The organism is Candidatus Desulfofervidus auxilii (assembly GCF_001577525.1).
In the GTDB taxonomy this organism is placed as follows: domain Bacteria; phylum Desulfobacterota; class Desulfofervidia; order Desulfofervidales; family Desulfofervidaceae; genus Desulfofervidus; species Desulfofervidus auxilii.
Window position 1 is genome coordinate 1,839,167 of record NZ_CP013015.1, and the last position, 18,764, is coordinate 1,857,930.

General features: G+C 36.9%; 17 protein-coding genes. All 17 read right to left on the reverse strand.

What is annotated here, in order from left to right:
- Positions 1-16: 16 nt before the first annotated feature.
- Positions 17-991, reverse strand: a complete 975-nt coding sequence (locus tag HS1_RS09215; RefSeq protein ID WP_066064325.1) for a hypothetical protein — start codon at positions 989-991, stop codon at positions 17-19.
- Positions 992-1,199: 208 nt separating this feature from the next.
- Complete coding sequence (locus HS1_RS09220; protein WP_066064326.1) at positions 1,200-1,481, reverse strand: HU family DNA-binding protein; 282 nt, start codon at positions 1,479-1,481, stop codon at positions 1,200-1,202.
- Between the two features lie 10 nt (positions 1,482-1,491).
- Complete coding sequence (gene sppA / locus HS1_RS09225) at positions 1,492-2,355, reverse strand: signal peptide peptidase SppA (protein WP_156469439.1); 864 nt, start codon at positions 2,353-2,355, stop codon at positions 1,492-1,494.
- 2 nt (positions 2,356-2,357) lie between these two features.
- Positions 2,358-3,275: a hypothetical protein gene (locus HS1_RS09230; protein WP_066064333.1), complete on the reverse strand. Its 918-nt coding sequence runs from the start codon at positions 3,273-3,275 to the stop codon at positions 2,358-2,360.
- Complete coding sequence (locus HS1_RS09235; protein WP_082757762.1) at positions 3,268-5,658, reverse strand: 30S ribosomal protein S1; 2,391 nt, start codon at positions 5,656-5,658, stop codon at positions 3,268-3,270. The genes HS1_RS09230 and HS1_RS09235 overlap by 8 nt, the downstream gene beginning before the upstream one ends.
- Positions 5,646-6,737: a histidinol-phosphate transaminase gene (hisC, locus tag HS1_RS09240; protein ID WP_066064336.1), complete on the reverse strand. Its 1,092-nt coding sequence runs from the start codon at positions 6,735-6,737 to the stop codon at positions 5,646-5,648. Before hisC ends, HS1_RS09235 begins: the two co-directional genes overlap by 13 nt.
- A gap of 2 nt (positions 6,738-6,739) precedes the next feature.
- Entirely contained in the window at positions 6,740-7,093 is a 354-nt protein-coding gene (locus tag HS1_RS09245; protein ID WP_066064340.1) for a hypothetical protein, read from the reverse strand.
- Positions 7,094-7,235: 142 nt separating this feature from the next.
- A complete protein-coding gene (locus HS1_RS09250; protein WP_066064342.1) occupies positions 7,236-7,997 on the reverse strand; it encodes a slipin family protein in 762 nt (253 codons plus the stop codon).
- Between the two features lie 13 nt (positions 7,998-8,010).
- Positions 8,011-9,210 carry an NfeD family protein gene (locus HS1_RS09255; RefSeq protein ID WP_245669956.1) on the reverse strand — a complete coding sequence of 400 codons (1,200 nt, stop codon included), beginning with the start codon at positions 9,208-9,210 and terminating at the stop codon, positions 8,011-8,013.
- A gap of 62 nt (positions 9,211-9,272) precedes the next feature.
- Entirely contained in the window at positions 9,273-9,944 is a 672-nt protein-coding gene (locus HS1_RS09260; protein WP_082757763.1) for a uracil-DNA glycosylase, read from the reverse strand.
- Entirely contained in the window at positions 9,941-11,116 is a 1,176-nt protein-coding gene (coaBC, locus tag HS1_RS09265; protein ID WP_066064354.1) for a bifunctional phosphopantothenoylcysteine decarboxylase/phosphopantothenate--cysteine ligase CoaBC, read from the reverse strand. Before coaBC ends, HS1_RS09260 begins: the two co-directional genes overlap by 4 nt.
- 270 nt (positions 11,117-11,386) lie before the next feature.
- Entirely contained in the window at positions 11,387-11,659 is a 273-nt protein-coding gene (locus HS1_RS09270; RefSeq protein WP_478210091.1) for a cation transporting ATPase C-terminal domain-containing protein, read from the reverse strand.
- Between the two features lie 139 nt (positions 11,660-11,798).
- Positions 11,799-13,694, reverse strand: a complete 1,896-nt coding sequence (locus HS1_RS09275) for a heavy metal translocating P-type ATPase (RefSeq protein WP_245669958.1) — start codon at positions 13,692-13,694, stop codon at positions 11,799-11,801.
- A gap of 96 nt (positions 13,695-13,790) precedes the next feature.
- A complete protein-coding gene (locus tag HS1_RS09280) occupies positions 13,791-13,994 on the reverse strand; it encodes a heavy-metal-associated domain-containing protein (RefSeq protein ID WP_066064361.1) in 204 nt (67 codons plus the stop codon).
- A 29-nt stretch (positions 13,995-14,023) separates the two neighbouring features.
- Complete coding sequence (locus HS1_RS09285; RefSeq protein ID WP_066064364.1) at positions 14,024-16,429, reverse strand: heavy metal translocating P-type ATPase; 2,406 nt, start codon at positions 16,427-16,429, stop codon at positions 14,024-14,026.
- Between the two features lie 153 nt (positions 16,430-16,582).
- Positions 16,583-17,314 (reverse strand): MlaE family ABC transporter permease, encoded by a 732-nt coding sequence (locus HS1_RS09290; protein WP_066064366.1) that lies wholly within the window; start codon positions 17,312-17,314, stop codon positions 16,583-16,585.
- A 3-nt stretch (positions 17,315-17,317) separates the two neighbouring features.
- On the reverse strand, positions 17,318-18,703 hold the full coding sequence (gene mgtE, locus HS1_RS09295) for a magnesium transporter (protein ID WP_066064370.1): 1,386 nt from the start codon (positions 18,701-18,703) through the stop codon (positions 17,318-17,320).
- Positions 18,704-18,764: the final 61 nt, after the last annotated feature.

Here is an 18,764-nt window from a genome sequence, read left to right on the forward strand (position 1 = left end):
ATTACATTTACTCCTTCTATCTCCCTAATTCTTGAAAAAGTGAGATGCCAATATTTAACCATTTGGGAGTAAATGCCCTAATGAGAATCCTAGCGATTCGAAATGATTTTGAATCAAGAGTGCTTTCCGCTGCTTTTTTCTTAGCTTCATTATAAATGCTGTTTATTCTACGATTCCAAGGATTATTAGCATCGATCAGGCCAGTGTTTGGATTTCTTATCGTTCCCCATTCAACAATGGGTGGTCGAAAAGCATGCACACCACCTTTTTTAAAGGTTTCTAAAATAAGTCTATAAAATTCGTGTTGTCTAATCATTCCTTTTCCCGAGGTGATCGAGACTGCCGATTCCAGGTGATCTTTTGCCGCATTATAAAGCTGTCTTTGTGAATACGTTACCTCACCAGTTTTTAAAGACAATGGTGGAAGATTTAAAGAGCGCAATTCATCAAATCCTAAAGCAATATGGAAATTAAAAAGAGCAATAGTATACCTTGGCGCTCCTCCCCACTGATAAAAGCCTAGTGATTGCGATGACTCTTCTAGAAAACGCACTGCTTGTGCTGGAGCTGACCATAATTTTTTTGGAATAAAAGGTTCAGGTGGGGTTGGAAAAACTCTAGCTATCTCAATATATGTTTTTGCAATGAGAAGATTCGCTGTTATACTCTCTTCTGATCCTCGAAGACGGTTCTTTTCTTTTTCTGCTTTAATTGCCAAATGCCTTGCGGCCTGGAGATAATTAGAATATTTCAAGTTTGAATATTTAAATAGTTCCCGATACTCAGCTTGAGTAATATCACCGTTGCGGAGGGCTTGAGACAACGCAACGTCGAAAGAGACTGTAAATTCATCTGTTCTAGCAAATTTCATTGCTGTAAAAGTTAATCGCTCAATCTGAGACAAGACCACAATGTCTTGAGCTAAAGAGGTTAAAGAAAAAGTACATAACATAAATAAAAATGTGAAAAAATAAAGTGACATCTTTTTCATTTTTACCTCTTAATTATTGAGATAGCGTCATGAATGTTGTTTTTTAAAATCTTTGTCCACTTTTAAGAAAGTATAACTCAAATTCTATTCGTATGAATAAATTGTAAATATCCTTCACTTTTACGTGGCTAACCATTGATTGAGAAGCAAATTTGCTTTTTTGACCAACCCTTCATTTCACCCGTTCGCTGAATAGGGAGGAGTGTTTTTATTTTTTGCCCAACGCATCTAAAGGCACTTCAAAACTAGGTTTAAATCTCACTCCGCGGTGAGGGGTAGTTTTAATAATTTTCTTTGTTTTGGGATGTTGAATCTGTCGGGAAGCCTTAATCTTAGATGTAAACACGCCAAATCCCCTTAATTCAACGCGCCCTGATTTTATTCCCTGTTTTAATACATCAAATAACATATCTATAAACATTTCCATGTCTTTTTTGTGAAACTGAGGAAATTTTTTTCTTAATTCTTCTACTAAGTCTTTTTTCAGCATCTTTCTCTCCTCAATATATAATTTTCGTTTGTTGAATGTATTCACTTAATGTTTCAAATAAGCTCTCAGTTAATAATTTCATCCAGGGAGTCTTTTTTTTAGGATAAAACAGCCTGGGCTCTTCCTTTATCTTACCCAATTTAACTGCTAATCTTATGGCATCCTCAAAATTTCCTAATTGATCTACCAGCCCTAGTTTTTTGGCCTCTTGTCCGGTAAAAATAGAGCCATTTGCGATGGATTCCACCCGTTCTACAGGCAAATTTCTCCCCTTAGCAATATCTTTTACAAATTGTGAATGTATATTTTTGACTAACTTTTCTAACATAATTCTTTCCTCTTTGGTCATTTCTCTTATAGGTGAACCTATATCTTTATAAGGCACGCTCTTTATCACCGTTGGTTGTATACCCAATTTTTTTAAGAGTTGTTCTATGTTAGCAAACTCTATTTTTACTCCTATACTTCCGGTTAGGGTTCCTGGTGCAGCCACTATTTTGCTTGCTGCTGAGGCAATATAATATCCCCCAGAGGCAGCCACATTTCCCAATGAGGCCACTACGGGTTTTTGCTGACGGAGTTTTAAAATCTCCATATACAATTCCTGTGAGGGGACTACTGCCCCACCAGGAGAATCGATTCTTAACAGGACTGCTTTGATTTGGCTATTTTTTCTAAATTTCACTAGTTGTTCTAAATTAAATTGAGCTGTTTTAATAATCCCCTTAATTTCAATTACACCAATGTTTTTTCCTCCAATTCCTTCTTCTCCAAAATAACGTTTAGCTAAGCCAAAGCCCAAAAGAAATATAAAAGCAAATATAGAGAGTTTAAATAAGAAACTTAAAATAGGGTGCCTTTTCTGTTGCTCCATTTTTACCTCAAATTGATAAAGCAAAAAACACTACCTATATATACTAATAACATTATACTACTCAAAAATTTTTGATATGTAAACCACTTTATTATTCCTAAATAAAGAAGAGAAAGGATTAATCCTTCTAAGGCCAAATAAAATAGATTATGGTTTGTGTGCCCAAATATCACTGATGGATAATGAAAAAAATCTATCAAAAACACAAGTAAGCCTAAAACCAAAATGTTGGTTTCCAAAATACCCTTTAAATCAAAAATAGGTTCCCTTTTCCATAAAGAGGATAATTTAGGACAACAAGCAATAGGGGCTAGGAGGAAACTTCCTATTAAGTAGCTAGAGGGAGTATATTTTAACATTGCCTTGGCCGCATAAACTACTTGACCTGCTCCTATAAAAATAAGCAAAGTGGCCAAGATAAAACGCACATATGCCACGGAATGCGTTATTTCTAGTTTAGGAGATTCTAATGTTTCACTTACTGGAAAGAGTCTTATATACATTACATAACCGGCTAGCATAAGCATACTGGCTAGGCCTACCTTAAGAAAACCAAGAGAAATTTTTAACCCTAGAGAAAACACCAATAAAAATAAAAAGGTAACAATGAATAATAGAGAAAAAAAGTTTTTTGCTTCTTTTTGATGTGTAAGTAAAATACTGGCCATAATGGCAAAATTGAGTAAACTGATGCCCAATACAGTAGCCAAACTTATATCTGGTTGGTTTATTATAGAGATAGTAGATAAAATGATGCAAAACTCAGGTAAGCCATGCAGAATTTGCCAGGTAATAGTGCGTAATAAGGGTGATTTTATCTTAATTTGGGATATAAAAAAATTAGCATAAAGGGGATAATTTTTCCCGGCAAAGAAAATTACCAGGCTGCCAGTAATCAACTGAATCCAACATTTAGGCATTATTTTGTTTGGTTTTAACTAAGTCTCCTAATTTTATCTTTCTATTTCCTGATAAGTACTTCCTCCAGTGAGCTTTTTCTTCTTCCTCTTCTAGTTGTTTAATAGAAAGGCCAAGTTTTCTTTCTTCTGGATTTATTTTGATTACTTTTACTCTGATCTCTTCACCTACTTTAAATCTTTCCTCTAAGTTTTTCACTTTTTCATAACTAACTTCAGAAATATGGACCAGACCTTCTATATCTTCATCTACCTTCACAAATAGGCCAAAATCAGTAATGTGAGTAATCTTTCCAGTAATAACACTTCCCACAGGAAACTTTTCCGAAACCTCAGCCCAAGGGTCAGGCATAAGCTGTTTAATCCCTAGGGCTATCTTGCCTGAATCCTTATTTATTTCCAAAACTTTTACCTTAATTTTATCTCCTTTTTTATAAAGTTCTCTGGGATGCCTGACCCTTTTTGTCCAGGAGATGTCCGAGATATGAACCAAACCATCCAATCCGGGTACTACTTCTACAAAAATTCCAAAATTAGTAAGGCTTTTTATTTTGCCCTCTATAATACTTCCTACAGGGTATTTTTCCATTACAATCTCCCATGGGTCAGGGTTAATTTGCTTTATCCCTAAAGAGAGTCTTCGTTTCTTTTTATCTATATCTAAAACTACTGTTTCTACTATATCTCCTACTGAAAGAATCTCTGAAGGATGCTTTAGGTGTTTTGACCAACACATTTCTGAAATGTGAATAAGTCCTTCTACTCCTTCTTCTATTTCTACAAAAGCACCATAATCAGTTAAATTAGTCACCCGGCCTTTGATATGAGCACCTACTGGATATTTTTGAGAGATGCTTTCCCAGGGGTCAGGAGTCAATTGTTTCATTCCTAAAGCAATTTTTTCTTTTTCCCGGTCAAATTTAAGAACTTTTACTTTGACCTCATCTCCAAATTCAAAACGGTCTGCAGGATGCCCAATCCTTCCCCAAGAAATGTCTGTAATATGTAAAAGACCATCAATACCTCCTAAGTCAATAAATACCCCATAGTCAGTGATGCTTTTCACACGTCCATAAACTACATCTCCTTCTTTCAATTTAGATAAAGTTTGTTTTTTTAATCTTTCTCTTTCCTCTTCCAAAAATTGACGGCGGGAAAGTATTACATTATGAAGCTGAGGATTGTAATTGATAATTTTGAAAGAATAGCTTTTCCCCACAAAGCTATCATAATCACGGACAGGTTTGATATCTACTTGAGAACCAGGCAAGAAAGCAGGAATACCTATATCTACGGTAAAACCACCTTTTACCCTAGCAGTTATTTCTCCACGAATGGGAGCGCCTTTTTCATAAAGTTTGGCGATTTTTTCCCAAGTAAGAATTTGCAATGCCTTTTTTCGGGAAAGAGAAATATTACCATCTCTTTCGTTCACGCCCTCAAATAACACTTCCACATTATCTCCTTCCTCAACTGAAACATTTCCCTTCCTATCCTTAAATTCAGCAAGAGGAATAGCCCCTTCTGATTTAAAACCCACATCTACCATTACATGGTCTTTCATTATACACACAATTTTGCCTTCAAGAATTTCTCCAGGTTGCAAGTTTTTCACACTTTCATTGTAAAGAGTGGTTAAAGTCTGTGTTTCATCTTTCTCAAGAGAATGTGAATTTTCATCAGTTTTTTCTTCTCTGTTATCCATACCCAAGTCCTCCAATTTATTTGAAATATGTTTATACATTAAATTGATTACATTTTCTATTCCTAAATTGCTAGTGTCAATAATAATAGCATCTTGGGCTGGCTGCATTGGGGCTATAACCCTTTTTGAATCTTGTTTGTCTCTTTGAAGAATAGAACTATAGATTTCTTTATAAGAAACGTCTTTTCCTAAACCTTTGAGTTGTTTTAATCTTCTTTTTGCCCTAATTTCTGAAGATGCAGTCAGAAAAAATTTCACAGGAGCATCAGGAAAAACTATACTTCCCATATCCCTTCCTTCAAAAATAGCTCTTTGAGCTTCTTTGGCTAATTTTCTTTGTTTTTCCCAAAAAACCTCTCTTACTTCTTTTATTTGAGAGATGGTAGATGCCAACATTCCAATCTGAGGATGGCGGATAAGTTCTGAAATATCCCTATCATTTAAAAAAACCTTAAATGTGTTTTCCTTTTGATTAAAAGTAAGGGGTAGTTCCCCAGCTAATTTTTGGAGTAACGCTGTTTGTTCAGCAGTGATGCCTTTTTCCTGTGCTGCCAAAGCTAAGGCTCTATACATAGCTCCTGTATCAAAATATTTAAATCCCAGTTTTTTTGCTAATATTTTAGCCACAGTAGTTTTACCTACACCTGCCGGACCATCTATGGTAATCACTATTTCTGCCATATTTCTTTAAAAAACTCTATAAAAGTCTGATTTTCCTCAGGTTTACCTATACTGATCCTTATATATTCTGGTAAATGGTAATTAGTCAATGGTCTCACAATAATACCTTTTTTAAGTAAACTTTCATAAATTTCCACTGCTTTTTTGCCAATGTAAACTAATAAAAAATTAGCTTCGCTTGGATATACCCTTATTCCTAATTCTGTCAATGCCTTGGTGATAAATTCTCTTCCTTCCCAAACCAATTTTCGTGTGGTCTCTAAAAATTCCTTATCATCTAAGGCATTTATAGCTGCTACTTGGGCCAGGGTATTGACATTAAAAGGGTAACGGACCCTTTCTAAAATATTGGCTAATTCAATATTCATAATTCCATATCCTACTCTTAATCCAGCAAGACCGTATGACTTGGAAAAACTACGCAAGATAATGAGATTAGAAAAATCCTTCAAGTAATTAAGGCTTTCAAAGTGTCTTTTAGGAGAAACAAAGTCTATATAAGCCTCATCTAATATTATTAGAGTTGATCTAGGCACATTTTTCAGGAAGTTTTCTAAGAGGGGGGCTTCAAAAAAACTACCAGTGGGATTATGGGGATTGGTAAGAAAAATAAGCTTGGTCTTTTGAGAAATGCGATCTTTTATAGCTTCCAAATCTATAGATAAATTTTTTAAAGGCACTTTAATCAAATTAGCCTGACTCATTATAGCTACCTTCTCATAAATAGAAAAAGAAGGGAAGGGGACAATTACCTCTTCTCCTGATAATAAAAAGGCCTGTCCAATAAAACTCATGATTTCGTCTGAGCCATTACCTATTACTATTTGCTGCGATTTTACTCCTAAAACACTAGCCAATTTATAACGCAGTTCTGTTATTTGACTATCCGGATAGCGATGGATATCTTGGAGGGCTTCTTTTATGGCTGCTATGGCCTTAGGTGATGGGCCCAATGGATTTTCATTTGAAGCCAGTTTAACAGGCATTGAAATCCCATATTCTGTTTGGACTTCTTTTATAGGCTTTCCTGCTGAGTAAGGTCTAAGTTGAGACAAAAACTTGGGAAGGACTATATTCATCTCTAGGCTACCAACCTTCTGGTTTTTTTCTTGAGCCGACTTATCCGCCTACGCAAAATGTTCACTATCTTTTTATCACCCTTACTTCTAGCCTCTTCTCGTTTGGCCTTTAATTCCCTTATTTTTTTCTTTAATTCACGGATTGACGCTACATCTCGTTTTTTTTCTTCCTTAATACCAAAGTAATCTTTAAGCAAGGCAACCAATTCAGCTTTATTCATTCCATGAACACCTTGAACATTAGGTATCTTTAAAGCAATTTCCCGGAGTTCCTTTATGGTTAATTTTTCTAGGGGTTTACTGGGAAGTGATGGCCCTTTTTTTTCTTCTTCTATTTCTTTTTCTTCCTCTGCCATACTTTCCTCCTTTTATAAATTTATAGCTCACTCTTCAAAAAAAGCCGTATCTCTTTAAAATGTTATTTCAAACCAATCGGCATTCACTGTTGGGGAAATTTTTATAAACTACTTTCATACAAAAGTAAACACTGTCGCCCTTTTATTTATTTTCCTTCTTTTCAGTTAAAGAGCGAAGGAAAGGAGTTATAAGGTCAACAGGAATAGGAAAAACGGTTACCGAATTATTCTCTGAGGCAATTTCTCTTAATGTTTGTAAGTAGCGCAACTGAAGGGCCACCGGATATTTTTCAATAATAGCTGCGGCTTCAGCCAATTTATTAGCGGCCTGGTATTCACCTTCAGCATTGATGATTTTTGAACGCCTTTCTCTTTCTGCTTCTGCCTGTTTGGCCATAGCCCTCTGCATCTCTTGTGGTAAGTCAATGTGTTTTATCTCTACCGTAGTTACCTTTATGCCCCAAGGGTCAGTGTGTTTATCTAGAATATCTTGAAGTTTCATGTTGATCTTTTCTCTTTCAGAAAGCAATTCATCTAATTCTGCCTCACCACATACACTTCTTAAAGTAGTTTGAGCCAATTGAGAAGTAGCATAAAGGTAGTTTTCTACTTCTATTACTGCTTTTACAGGCTCCATTACCCGAAAATAGATCACCGCATTAACCTTTACCGAGACGTTATCTCTAGTAATTACATCTTGGGGTGGCACATCTAAGGCTATTAAACGCAAGCTAATTTTTACCATCCTATCAATTACCGGAATGAGGATAATCAAACCCGGTCCTTTTGCACCAATAATGCGTCCTAGACGAAAGATTACCCCTCTTTCATATTCAGCTAATACCCTGATGGCACTGGCTAGAAATAGAACAATAAGCACTAAGATAGTAATCAAAGTATACATAGTTTCCTCCTATTTATTTTTTTCTTACTATTAATTTTAATCCCTTTACTCCGATAACTTCTGCCTTTTCTCCTGATAAAATAGTTTGATCACTCTCAGCATTCCAGTATTCTCCGTGCACAAAAATCTTCCCCACCTCTCCGGGTCTAATACCTTCTTTGACTTCACCTATCTCTCCTATCAGGGCCTGCTCGCCAATTTTCATCCTTGCCCGTTGTGCTTTCACTACCAGAGTAATTATACCTATAAAAAATCCCGAGATTAAAGCAAGGGTAGGCCACAATACCCCCCAAGAAATTCTTAGATAACCTGGTGCTTGGTGAAAAAGCATAATTGAGCCTAAAGAATAACAAAAAATAGCCGCTACTGTAAGTAAGCCATAACTAGTAATTTTAAGTTCTAGGATAAAAAAGATTATACCTAAAATAATAAGCAAGATGCCTGCATAATCTACAGGTAAGGTCTGGAAGGCAAAAAAGGCCAATATCAAAGAGATAGCCCCGATTACTCCGGGCAAAACAGCCCCTGGATGGGCCAGTTCAAAATATAGACCTGCCAAACCAATCATCATCAATAGATAAGCAATATTAGGATTACTCAAAATCCGCAAGATATTATAACGTAATCCACCTTTTATTTCTTTAATCTGTATGTTTTCATCAGGGATAACCATTTTTCCCACGATGGTAGACACCTTGCGCCCTTTTATTTTTTTAAGCAATTCAGGGAGTGAATCCGCCATTATATCTATTACCTTTTGTTTTAAGGCCTCACTTGCTGTCAAAGAGACACTTTTTCGAACCATTTTTTCCGCTACCTTGACATTACGCCCTCTTTTTTTGGCAATGCTTTTTACATAAGCCACCATATCATTAACTACTTTTTCTTCCATTTTTTCAGGAATCTTGGTACCTAATGTTACTGGATGAGCGGCTCCAATATTAGTGCCTGGTGCCATGGCACTAATATGGGCAGCTAAAGTAATAATTGCCCCAGCAGAAGCAGCCCTGGCTCCGCTGGGTGCAATATAAACAATTACAGGCACAGGGCTATTTAAGATTCCTTTCACAATTTGATACATAGCAGTGGCTAACCCACCTGGGGTATCCAATTGAATAATGATAAATGGGGAATTGTTTTGTTTGGCCTTTTCTAAAGTGGTAGCAATCAATTCCGATACCGCAGGTGAAATAATTTCCTCTACTTCTAACAAATATACCTCATTTGCTTGTGAGAAGTGAGGATAGAAAACAACAACCAAAATAAAAACTAAGACTAAATAGACTTTTCTAGCACTTTTTTTAATAATTTTAAGTCCTCCCAAGCCAATTTTTTACTTCCAGGATTGCGTAAAAGGTAAGCAGGGTGAAAAGTAGGAATGAGCTTAATTCCCTGCCATAAATGCACTCTGCCTCTAAGATGCGAAATAGGAATATCTTTTTGTAAAAGAGTGTGAGTAGCAATACTGCCTAAGGTGCAGATAACAGATGGTTTTATAATATTTAATTGTCTTATCAAAAAAGACTTACATTGTTCTATTTCTTGCAATTTGGGATTGCGATTATGAGGTGGACGGCACTTGACCACATTAGTAATATAAATCTCTTCTCTGGAGAGTCCTATGGCTTTTAACATTTTAGTTAAAAGTTCTCCAGCTGCACCTACAAAGGGTTTTCCCTGTAAGTCTTCTTCATGTCCCGGGGCCTCACCCACTAATACTACTTTGGCCTCAGCTGGGCCTTCACCAAAGACAATCTTATGGCGGGTTTTCCATAATTCACATCTTTTACAATCACCTAATTCTATTTTTATTTCTTGCAATAATTGTTGTTTTGAACTTAATTTCTCCAACATTTTTCTTTGCTCAGGTAAAAGATAAACTGAATTAATACCCATTTCTTTTAACCAAGAAAGATATATTTTTAACTCCTCTAATACCTCTTTCATAAAAATGTTTTAATCCTATCCCATAAACGCCAAGCTACATCTTCTTTAGACATTAGTGGCCATTTTTCATATGCACCATTTTTATAGATTAACACAATTTTATTGGTAGTTGCCTCAAAACCAGAAACATCATTAGCCACTATCAGGTCTAAATTTTTACTCTTAAGTTTTTTCATGGCCTCTGGTAATAAATTCTGGGTCTCAGCCGCAAATCCTACTAAATATTGATGTTTTTTTTCTTTTCCTAAAATAGTTAAGATATCTGGTGTTTTTTCTAAAGATAGACTTAATTTTTCTCTTTTTTTAATTTTATGTGGATAATAAAGAGGTTTAAAATCCATCACTGCTGCCGCCATAACTACTACATCCACAGAAGGAAAATGCCTCAACACTGCCTCTAGCATGTCTTGAGTGGTAGTGACAGATAAAAAATTTACTCCATAAGGAGGCTTTAGAGAGGTAGGCCCACTAATTAAAGTTACCATTGCTCCTCTCTGGTAAGCTGTCTTGGCTAAGGCGAAACCCATGCGACCAGAGGAGCGGTTAGTAAGAAATCGGATGGGGTCAATGGCTTCTTGGGTAGGACCAGCAGTAATTAATACCTTATAGCCTGTTAAATCTTTTTTGGAAAAAAGGGATTCTATTGCTTCCACAATGTTTTCAACGGGAGGTAATCTTCCTTGCCCCACATCCCCACAGGCTGTTTTTCCCTGAATAGAGGCCAGTATGTGAAAACCATACTTTTTTAACTGTGCAATGTTTGCCTGAACAGTAGGATGGGCATACATTTGAGGATTCATAGAAGGAGCGATTAAGACAGGTCTTGAACATCCCAAAAAAGTACTGGTTAAAAGGTCGTCGGCTATCCCCTGGGCCAATTTTGCCAAAATATCTGCACTAGCAGGAGAAATTACCAAGGCATCAGCCCATCTGGCTAAATCTAAATGAATAATAGGATGTTCAGGGTAGGTTTGAAAGATATCTGTATATACCTTATTTCTACTTATAGCAGAAAAGGTTAACGGGGTAATAAATGCCTGTGCTCCTTTAGTCATAATTACTTTGACTTCTGCCCCCTTTGCCTGGAGAAGACGGATTAGATCCAGACTTCGATAAACAGCAATACTACCGGTGACCCCCAATAATATCTGTTTTCCTCGAAGGGAATTCATGCTTAATTTCTATCAGAAATAGTTTTGAAAAACAAGGTAATCAAAGTTGGAGTTTCTCTAAAGGTTAAGACTGTAGACAATACTCAAGGTATAGGTCTTAGAAACAATAGGTAGGAGAACTGGCTTCAATAAGAACCCATACTCCAAAAAGTTTTTTAACACTTTTGAAATTTTAAGGGAATCACCATCCTAAACTTTAGCTTTCCTGCCAAAAACCTTGTTTTATACCATAGATAGCCTTTACCCAATTCCTGATCTGGCATAAATACCTTAACTGGTGCATATATGATGAGTTGGAAAAGGCATCATATTTCGGGCTGCAGATACATCCTTTCCCTCTTTTAATAACCAATACCAAGCCCCAAAGGCAATTAGCCCCATGGTAGCTCCTGCAATAAAAGTTTCCTGCACCATTATTTTGTTAAAAATACCTTCTTCCGGACGGCGGGTTAAACGACTCATTACGCCTGCTTTTCCCTTTTCAAAGGCCAACGCCACATCTTGGATGCCATTTGTCACTAGCTTAAGCCAAAGCAGTTGCACTGCTACTAAAGGAATTGGTAGTCCAGAAAAAGGGCAGCTTCTTTAATACTTCTTCCGCTGGTATGGTGTGCCAGGGGGACAGAGGAATTTCTTTCTTGATATCTTTGTCCTTCAATTTTTTTTAAAAAAGCATTAGAATTTATCTCAAAACTCTGGCGGCGTTAAATATAGCCATGAGGGCCACGCCTACATCAGCAAAAACAGCTTCCCACATGGTTGCCATTCCTATAACGCCTAGACCAATAAAGACGCCTTTAACAATAAAAGCAAAACTAATGTTTTCCCAGACAATTTTATGAGTTTTTCTAGCTATTCTTATTGCCTCAGCCACCTTTGAAGGTGCGTCAGTCATAATAACTATATCTGCAATTTCTATCGCTGCATCAGAACCCATTGCTCCCATAGCTATGCCCACATCGGCCCTAGCAATTACTGGAGCATCATTTATCCCATCACCCACAAATGAAATCTTTTCTCCCTTTTCTGCTTCCCTGATTAATTTTTCAATGGCGTTTACCTTTTCTTCCGGTAGTAATTCAGCTAAATAGGCATCTAAAGCAAGTTTCTTCGCTACTGTTTTGGCCACCCTTTTATTATCTCCCGTTAGCATTATGATTTTTCTTATTCCTAACTTCCTTAAGGTTTGAATAGCCTCTAATGCATCTTCCTTAAGTTCATCTGCAATGATGATATACCCTGCATAAATACCATCTACAGCAACGTGAACAACGGTGCCTTCTACATCACAAATATCATGTTTAATCCCTTCTCGGTGAAGTAAAGCATCACTCCCTGCCAAAATGATTTGATTTTTCACTATTGCCTTTATGCCATGGCCTGCGACTTCCTTATAATTTTGCACTTCTAAAGGATTAATTTTTTTACTGTAGACCTCCAAAATGGATAGAGCAATGGGATGATTAGATTGAGACTCAGCCAGGGCAGCCAATTGAAGAAGTTTTTCTTTAGTAAAACCGCTTTTAGGAACAATTTGCACTACTCTAAACACACCCTTGGTCAAAGTGCCTGTTTTATCAAAGACAACGGTTTTCACCATCGTGAGGGTGTCCAAAAAGTTAGCACCCTTTACTAAAATCCCTCGCTGAGCAGCACCCCCAATACCTCCAAAGTAGCCTAAGGGGATACTGATAACCAATGCACAAGGACACGAGATAACAAGCAAAACCAAGGCTCGGTAAATCCATTCTGAAAAGCTTGCTCCAGTAATCAGAGGTGGAACTAGAGCCACAGCCAATGCTCCAAAAACTACTACAGGTGTATAATATTTAGCAAATTTTGTAATAAACTTTTCTGTTTCTGCCTTTCTACTCCTTGCCTTTTCTACTAGATTCAAAATCTTGGAGACGGAAGATTCACTAAAGCCTTTTGTTACTTTAATGGCAAGTGTCTCTGTTTTGTTAATCATACCCGCTAAAACTATATCTCCGATTTCAACTTCTTTAGGAATCGGCTCACCGGTTAAGGCAGATGTATCAACCTGTGAACTTCCTATAATAATTTCTCCATCTAAGGGGATTTTTTCTCCTGGTTTGACAACAATAATATCTCCCACCTTTACTTTTTCTGGGGATACTTTCTTTATCTCTTCACCAATCTTCAAATTGGCATAATCAGGGCGTATTTCTAAAAGGGCCTTGATAGATTGTCTTGATCGAGCCACAGCCATGTTTTGAAAAAATTCACCTATTTTAAAAAATAACATCACTCCCACTGCTTCAGGCAATTCATGGATAGAAATTGCACCTATAGTAGCTACTCCCAACAAAAAATTTTCATCAAATATCTTTCCTTTAATAATATTTCGCCCTGCTTTAGTTAAAATGTCCCATCCGCTTAAAAAGTAAGCAGAGAGAAAAATAAAATATTCGGCCAGGGAATAAAGCGTATAGTGGAGTTTGGTTTTAAAAATCATTCCAAAGATGAAGAGAATTGATGCAAGTATTATAGAAATAATTTCTTGTTTTCCATTTTTATACTTGGTAAGAGTGGAGACTCTTTGTAATTTATTTTTCACTTTAAAATTATATCAAGAGAATGTTAGAATTTCTAGAAAGGAATTTGAGACATTTCCGCAATAATTCCTATAATATAAAATTTCTCATTCCACATTTTACACCTCTACCCCATATCCTACTTCCTTAATTGCCTTTACAATCTCTTCCATGCTTACGGTCTCAGGCTTATCAAATGTGGCTTCACCTGATTTAAGATCAACCTGTACATCTTTTATACCCGCTATACTTTCTATTGCTTTTATCACCCGTTTTACACAATGCTCACAGCTCATTCCTGTTACCTTAATTTTTGTTTTCATAATGACACCTCAAATTTATTCTTATGATATTATTTCCTTTTTACCGGTGGCACATACCGTTTCAACAATAGCGAAAGACTTACTACCGTCACTGAACTCATTGCCATAGCCAGGCCAGCCAATTCTGGTTTGAAAGTAATTCCAAAAGCAGGATATAACACACCCGCTGCCACAGGTATTAACACTGTATTATAAGCAAAAGCCCAAAACAAATTTTGCTTTATCCTACTCATAACCTTTTTGCTTAATTGCACTGCCCCTACTGCATCTATGAGGTCATCTTTTATAAGCACAATATCACCACTTTCTATGGCCACATCTGTGCCACTACCAATGGCAATGCCTACATCCGCCTGTGCTAAGGCTGGTGCATCGTTGATCCCATCGCCCACAAAGGCAACTATTTCTCCTTTTTCTTGCAATTTTTTGACTTCCTTTGCTTTATCTTGTGGTAAGATTTCTGCTAATACTCTTTTAATTCCAATTTCTTGAGCAATAGCCTGGGCTGTCCTTATATTATCTCCTGTAATCATAGCCACTTTAAGTTTCATATTCTTTAATTCTTTGATGGCCTCTTTTGTGGTTTCTTTTAATGTGTCAGCAATAGCAATAATACCTTTTATCTCTTTTTCTATAGCACAGAGGATGACTGTTTTGCCATGTTCTTCAAGTTCCTCTATTTTTTTCTCTATTTCTTTGGGAAAAGAAATATGCTTTTCAGCAAAAAGCATCCTATTGCCAATAAGAATTTCTTTTCCTTTTAATTTTGCCACCACACCTTTACCACTGAAACTTTCGAATTTTTCCATTTCCTTTAACTTAATTCCTTTTTCTTTGGCCCTTTTTACAATGGCTTTAGCCAGAGGATGTTCTGAATTTTTTTCTATACTTGCTATCCATTCAAGCAAAGTATGTTCATCAGCGCTAAGAGTAATAATATTTGTTACTTCTGGTTTTCCCTTGGTTAGAGTACCAGTCTTATCAAAGATGATGGTGGTTAACTTTTCACTACGTTCTAAGGCCTCGCCCTGTTTAATGAGAATACCAAGCTCTGCCCCTCTGCCAATGCCTACAGTGACTGCAGTAGGTGTTGCTAATCCTAGGGCACAAGGGCAGGCTACAACCAAAACAGAGATAAGACAAGTAAGGGCAAAAAGCAGTGTTTGGCCAAAGAAAAAATACCACAAAATAAAAGCAAATATGGCTACGGTTAAAACTGCAGGGATAAAATAGCTTACTACCTTATCTGCTAGTCTCTGAATAGGAGGTCTTGACCCCTGTGCTTCTTCTACCAGTTTTATAATCTGTGCAAGTACTGTATCTTGTCCAATTTTTTTTGCCTTTATTCTAAGCACACCATTTTGATTTAAGGTGCCCCCTATTGCATTATCTCCTTTCTTTTTAAAAACAGGAATAGGTTCACCACTAATCATAGACTCATCTACATAACTTTCTCCTGCAACCACCTCACCATCTACAGGAATTTTTTCTCCTGGTCTAACGATAATTATCTCATCTATTTGCACATTTTCTATTGGTATCTCTATTTCTTTATTATTACGAATCACCGTGGCAATCTTTGGCTGTAAACCCATTAGTCTTTTTATGGCCTCAGATGTTTTTCCCTTTGCCTTTGTCTCTAAATACCGCCCCATTGTGAGAAATGTGGCAAGAAAGACGGCTGTTTCATAAAAAAGAAATTTATGTGGGAGTATTTTAAATGTACCTAAAAGACTTGAACCATAGGCTACACCTATACCCATAGAGTACATAACATCCATATTGAGAGTTTTGTTTTTAAGCGCTCGCCAGGCAGCTTTAAAGATAGGATGGCTAATATAAATAAAGGCTGGGGTGGCTATAATCAACATCAAATAAGACATAGGTAAAGGGAGTTTGACTGGAACATACATAAGAAACATAAGTAAAATGCCAATTGAAAAACCAATAATAATCTGTTTCTTTTTTTTCTTTAAATCTTTCTCGTGGGCAAGTTTTTCTAAATCTTCTTTTCCTTCTATCCCTAAATATTGATATCCAGCATCTTCAATGGCCTTTTTTATATCATCAATGGCTACTAATTTAGGATTATAAGTAATATAAGCTTTTTCAGCACTTAAATTGACATTTACATCTACAATCCCATCTAATTTTTTGAGAGCATTCTCAATGGTCTTAACGCACATCACACAAGTCATACCCCCAATTTTTACTGCCACCTTTTCATTTATGACCTGATAACCTAGTTCAGCAATGAGTTTTGCTAAGTCTTCAAGTTTTGCCTTAGTGGTATCATATTCAATATGGGCTGTTTCTGTACCTAGATTTACCTGCGCCTTAATCACACCAGGAAAGTGCAAAAGACTAGCCTCAATTCCCTTAGCACACATCGCACAAGTCATACCTGCAATTTTTAATTCTACTTTTTTATTCATTCCATATTTCTCTTGATACTAAGTGGCGGTCAAATAGCCGATTTTAATTTATTTTTCCCTTTGCCATTGTTTTATCTTCATCTGTAAGAGTGAAGCTCCCCGCCCACAGGGCGGGGCATCTAAAACAGTTTGTTTTCGTTATATCCTTTTCATCTAAGAAAAGAAAATTAATAAAATTCGGGTCAAAATTACATCAGAAATCAAAATAGCCAAAGAAGATGTGACTACCGCCGTAGTGGTTGCCTTTCCCACACTTTGGGTTCCCCGTTGGGTATTGAAACCAAAATAAGCTGAAATGCTGGCAATTAAAAAACCAAAGAAACTAGCTTTGATCAAGCCTGGGAAGAAATCAGCAAATTCTATAAATTGAGCCGTTATTTTTGCATACCAGCCAGCAGTGCTCATTTCCATAACTACTGCTAGGATCCCTCCACCGATAACACCTACTACATCAGCAATTACGGTGAGTAAAGGAAGACAAACGATACAGGCCAATAACTTGGGAACTACTAAATAATTCAAAGGGGGAATAGCACTTACCCTTAAGGCATCAATTTGTTGTGTGACTTTCATGGCTCCTATTTCCGCCGTGATACCTGAGCCTGATCGACTGGCCACCAAGAGGGCAGTAAGAACGGGTCCCAATTCTCTTACCATGGAAAGTCCCACAATAGCTGCTAGGTATTTTTGGGCCCCAAAACGTTGTAGGGTAACACCAGTTTGTAAGGCAAGAACAAAACCTACTGCTAAGGCTGCCGTAGAAATTAAAAGTAGGGCATCAGCACCAATGATGTAAATTTGTCTCCAGAGTTGGGAAAAGAAAAATGGTCTTTCAAATATAGCCTTTAAACTGTGGAAAATGAAAGAAATGAGGTTTTTATACATAGATTAACCTCTAAGATAGTTTAAAAGCAAGGTAGCGATTGTCATATAAATAAGAATACCTGTTATATCATTAGCAGTGGTTACAAATGGACCAGAAGCCACGGCGGGGTCCACGCCTAACTTTCGTAACAGAATAGGCATAATTGTTCCCATTAATACTGCCATGCTCATGGCACAAAACATAGCTAATCCCACCATCAAGCCCAATGTAGGTTGTTTATGCCATAAAAAAGCGATTATTCCTACTGTGCTTCCACATACTGTGGCCACTACCAAAGCTACTTTTATTTCTTTAAAAAGGTGATGTTTAAAATTATGCAAGGTAATTTTTCCTATAGCTAAACCCCGGACAGAAATGGTAGAAGACTGCAACCCAAGATTGCCACCCATACCTGTAATTACCGGGATAAAGGCAATCAGAGCAATGGCATCGGTTATGGTGTGTTTAAACAACCACATGAGGTAACCAGTAAGTAATCCCCCAAAAAGATTTGTCAGTAACCAAGGAAGTCTAATACGGGCAATTTTGCCTATATTATCCCCATAAACAATTTCTTCTACATCTGTTCCAGCTAAGCGATAAAAGTCTTCAGAGGTCTCTTCTTCAATTACATCAACAATATCGTCAATGGTAATCCTTCCTAATAAAACACCATTATGGTCAACTACCGGGGCAGAAACCAAATTGTATTTTTGAAATTTTCTGGCCACTTCTTCTTGGTCTTCATCTACAAAAATAACGCCTTTCGGTTTTTCCATTAACTCTGATAGTTTTTTTTCAGGAGAAGAAAGGATGAGTTTATTAATAGACACCGTTCCCAACAATTTTTTCTCTCCATTAATGACAAAAATATTGTGAAATTCTTCTTCTGTTTCCTGGGCCAAGGTCCGTAACTGCTCTATGGCATCTTCTACTGTCATATTTGCTGGCAGCGCCCACACTTCGGCCTGCATCAAGCCACCAGCGGTTTCCTTATGATACTTAAGGAGAGACTTTACTTCAGCAGAATCCTGTGGGGGTATAGCCGCCAGAATCCTCTCTACCCTTTCTTTGGGTAAAACCCCTAAGATATCCGCAGCTTCATCTGAAGGGAGGTCCTTCACAATGTCTGTGAGGTGGTCATGGGTAATGTCCTTTAAGATTGCCCTTCTAGAACCCTCTGAGAGGTCTGCCATAACATCAGAGGCTGTTTCTAGGTCTAATAAAGAAAAAAGCTGTGCTTTTTCTTCATCTTCAGGTAGGTTATCTATTAATTCAGAAATATCTGCGGGATGAAGCTTAGTTAAAAATTTCAGGATAGATTTATAATCTCTTTTTCTCAGCCATTTCCTTAAATTTTTTTTAAGTTGGGTATATTCTAAACTATGCTCTCTAGAAAATCTTGGCATGTGAGTATGATAATCTTTCTCAATATTAATGGCAAGGTTAAAACTTGATTTTTACTAAGGC

What these genes read in the sequence shown, in the direction of transcription:
- HS1_RS09215 (WP_066064325.1), bottom strand. Translation starts at nt 991, where the DNA reads ATGAAAAAGATGTCACTTTATTTTTTCACATTTTTATTTATGTTATGT.
- HS1_RS09220 (WP_066064326.1), bottom strand. Translation starts at nt 1,481, where the DNA reads ATGCTGAAAAAAGACTTAGTAGAAGAATTAAGAAAAAAATTTCCTCAG.
- sppA (WP_156469439.1), bottom strand. Translation starts at nt 2,355, where the DNA reads ATGGAGCAACAGAAAAGGCACCCTATTTTAAGTTTCTTATTTAAACTC.
- HS1_RS09230 (WP_066064333.1), bottom strand. Translation starts at nt 3,275, where the DNA reads ATGCCTAAATGTTGGATTCAGTTGATTACTGGCAGCCTGGTAATTTTC.
- HS1_RS09235 (WP_082757762.1), bottom strand. Translation starts at nt 5,658, where the DNA reads ATGGCAGAAATAGTGATTACCATAGATGGTCCGGCAGGTGTAGGTAAA.
- hisC (WP_066064336.1), bottom strand. Translation starts at nt 6,737, where the DNA reads ATGAATATAGTCCTTCCCAAGTTTTTGTCTCAACTTAGACCTTACTCA.
- HS1_RS09245 (WP_066064340.1), bottom strand. Translation starts at nt 7,093, where the DNA reads ATGGCAGAGGAAGAAAAAGAAATAGAAGAAGAAAAAAAAGGGCCATCA.
- HS1_RS09250 (WP_066064342.1), bottom strand. Translation starts at nt 7,997, where the DNA reads ATGTATACTTTGATTACTATCTTAGTGCTTATTGTTCTATTTCTAGCC.
- HS1_RS09260 (WP_082757763.1), bottom strand. Translation starts at nt 9,944, where the DNA reads ATGAAAGAGGTATTAGAGGAGTTAAAAATATATCTTTCTTGGTTAAAA.
- coaBC (WP_066064354.1), bottom strand. Translation starts at nt 11,116, where the DNA reads ATGAATTCCCTTCGAGGAAAACAGATATTATTGGGGGTCACCGGTAGT.
- HS1_RS09280 (WP_066064361.1), bottom strand. Translation starts at nt 13,994, where the DNA reads ATGAAAACAAAAATTAAGGTAACAGGAATGAGCTGTGAGCATTGTGTA.
- HS1_RS09285 (WP_066064364.1), bottom strand. Translation starts at nt 16,429, where the DNA reads ATGAATAAAAAAGTAGAATTAAAAATTGCAGGTATGACTTGTGCGATG.
- HS1_RS09290 (WP_066064366.1), bottom strand. Translation starts at nt 17,314, where the DNA reads ATGTATAAAAACCTCATTTCTTTCATTTTCCACAGTTTAAAGGCTATA.
- mgtE (WP_066064370.1), bottom strand. Translation starts at nt 18,703, where the DNA reads ATGCCAAGATTTTCTAGAGAGCATAGTTTAGAATATACCCAACTTAAA.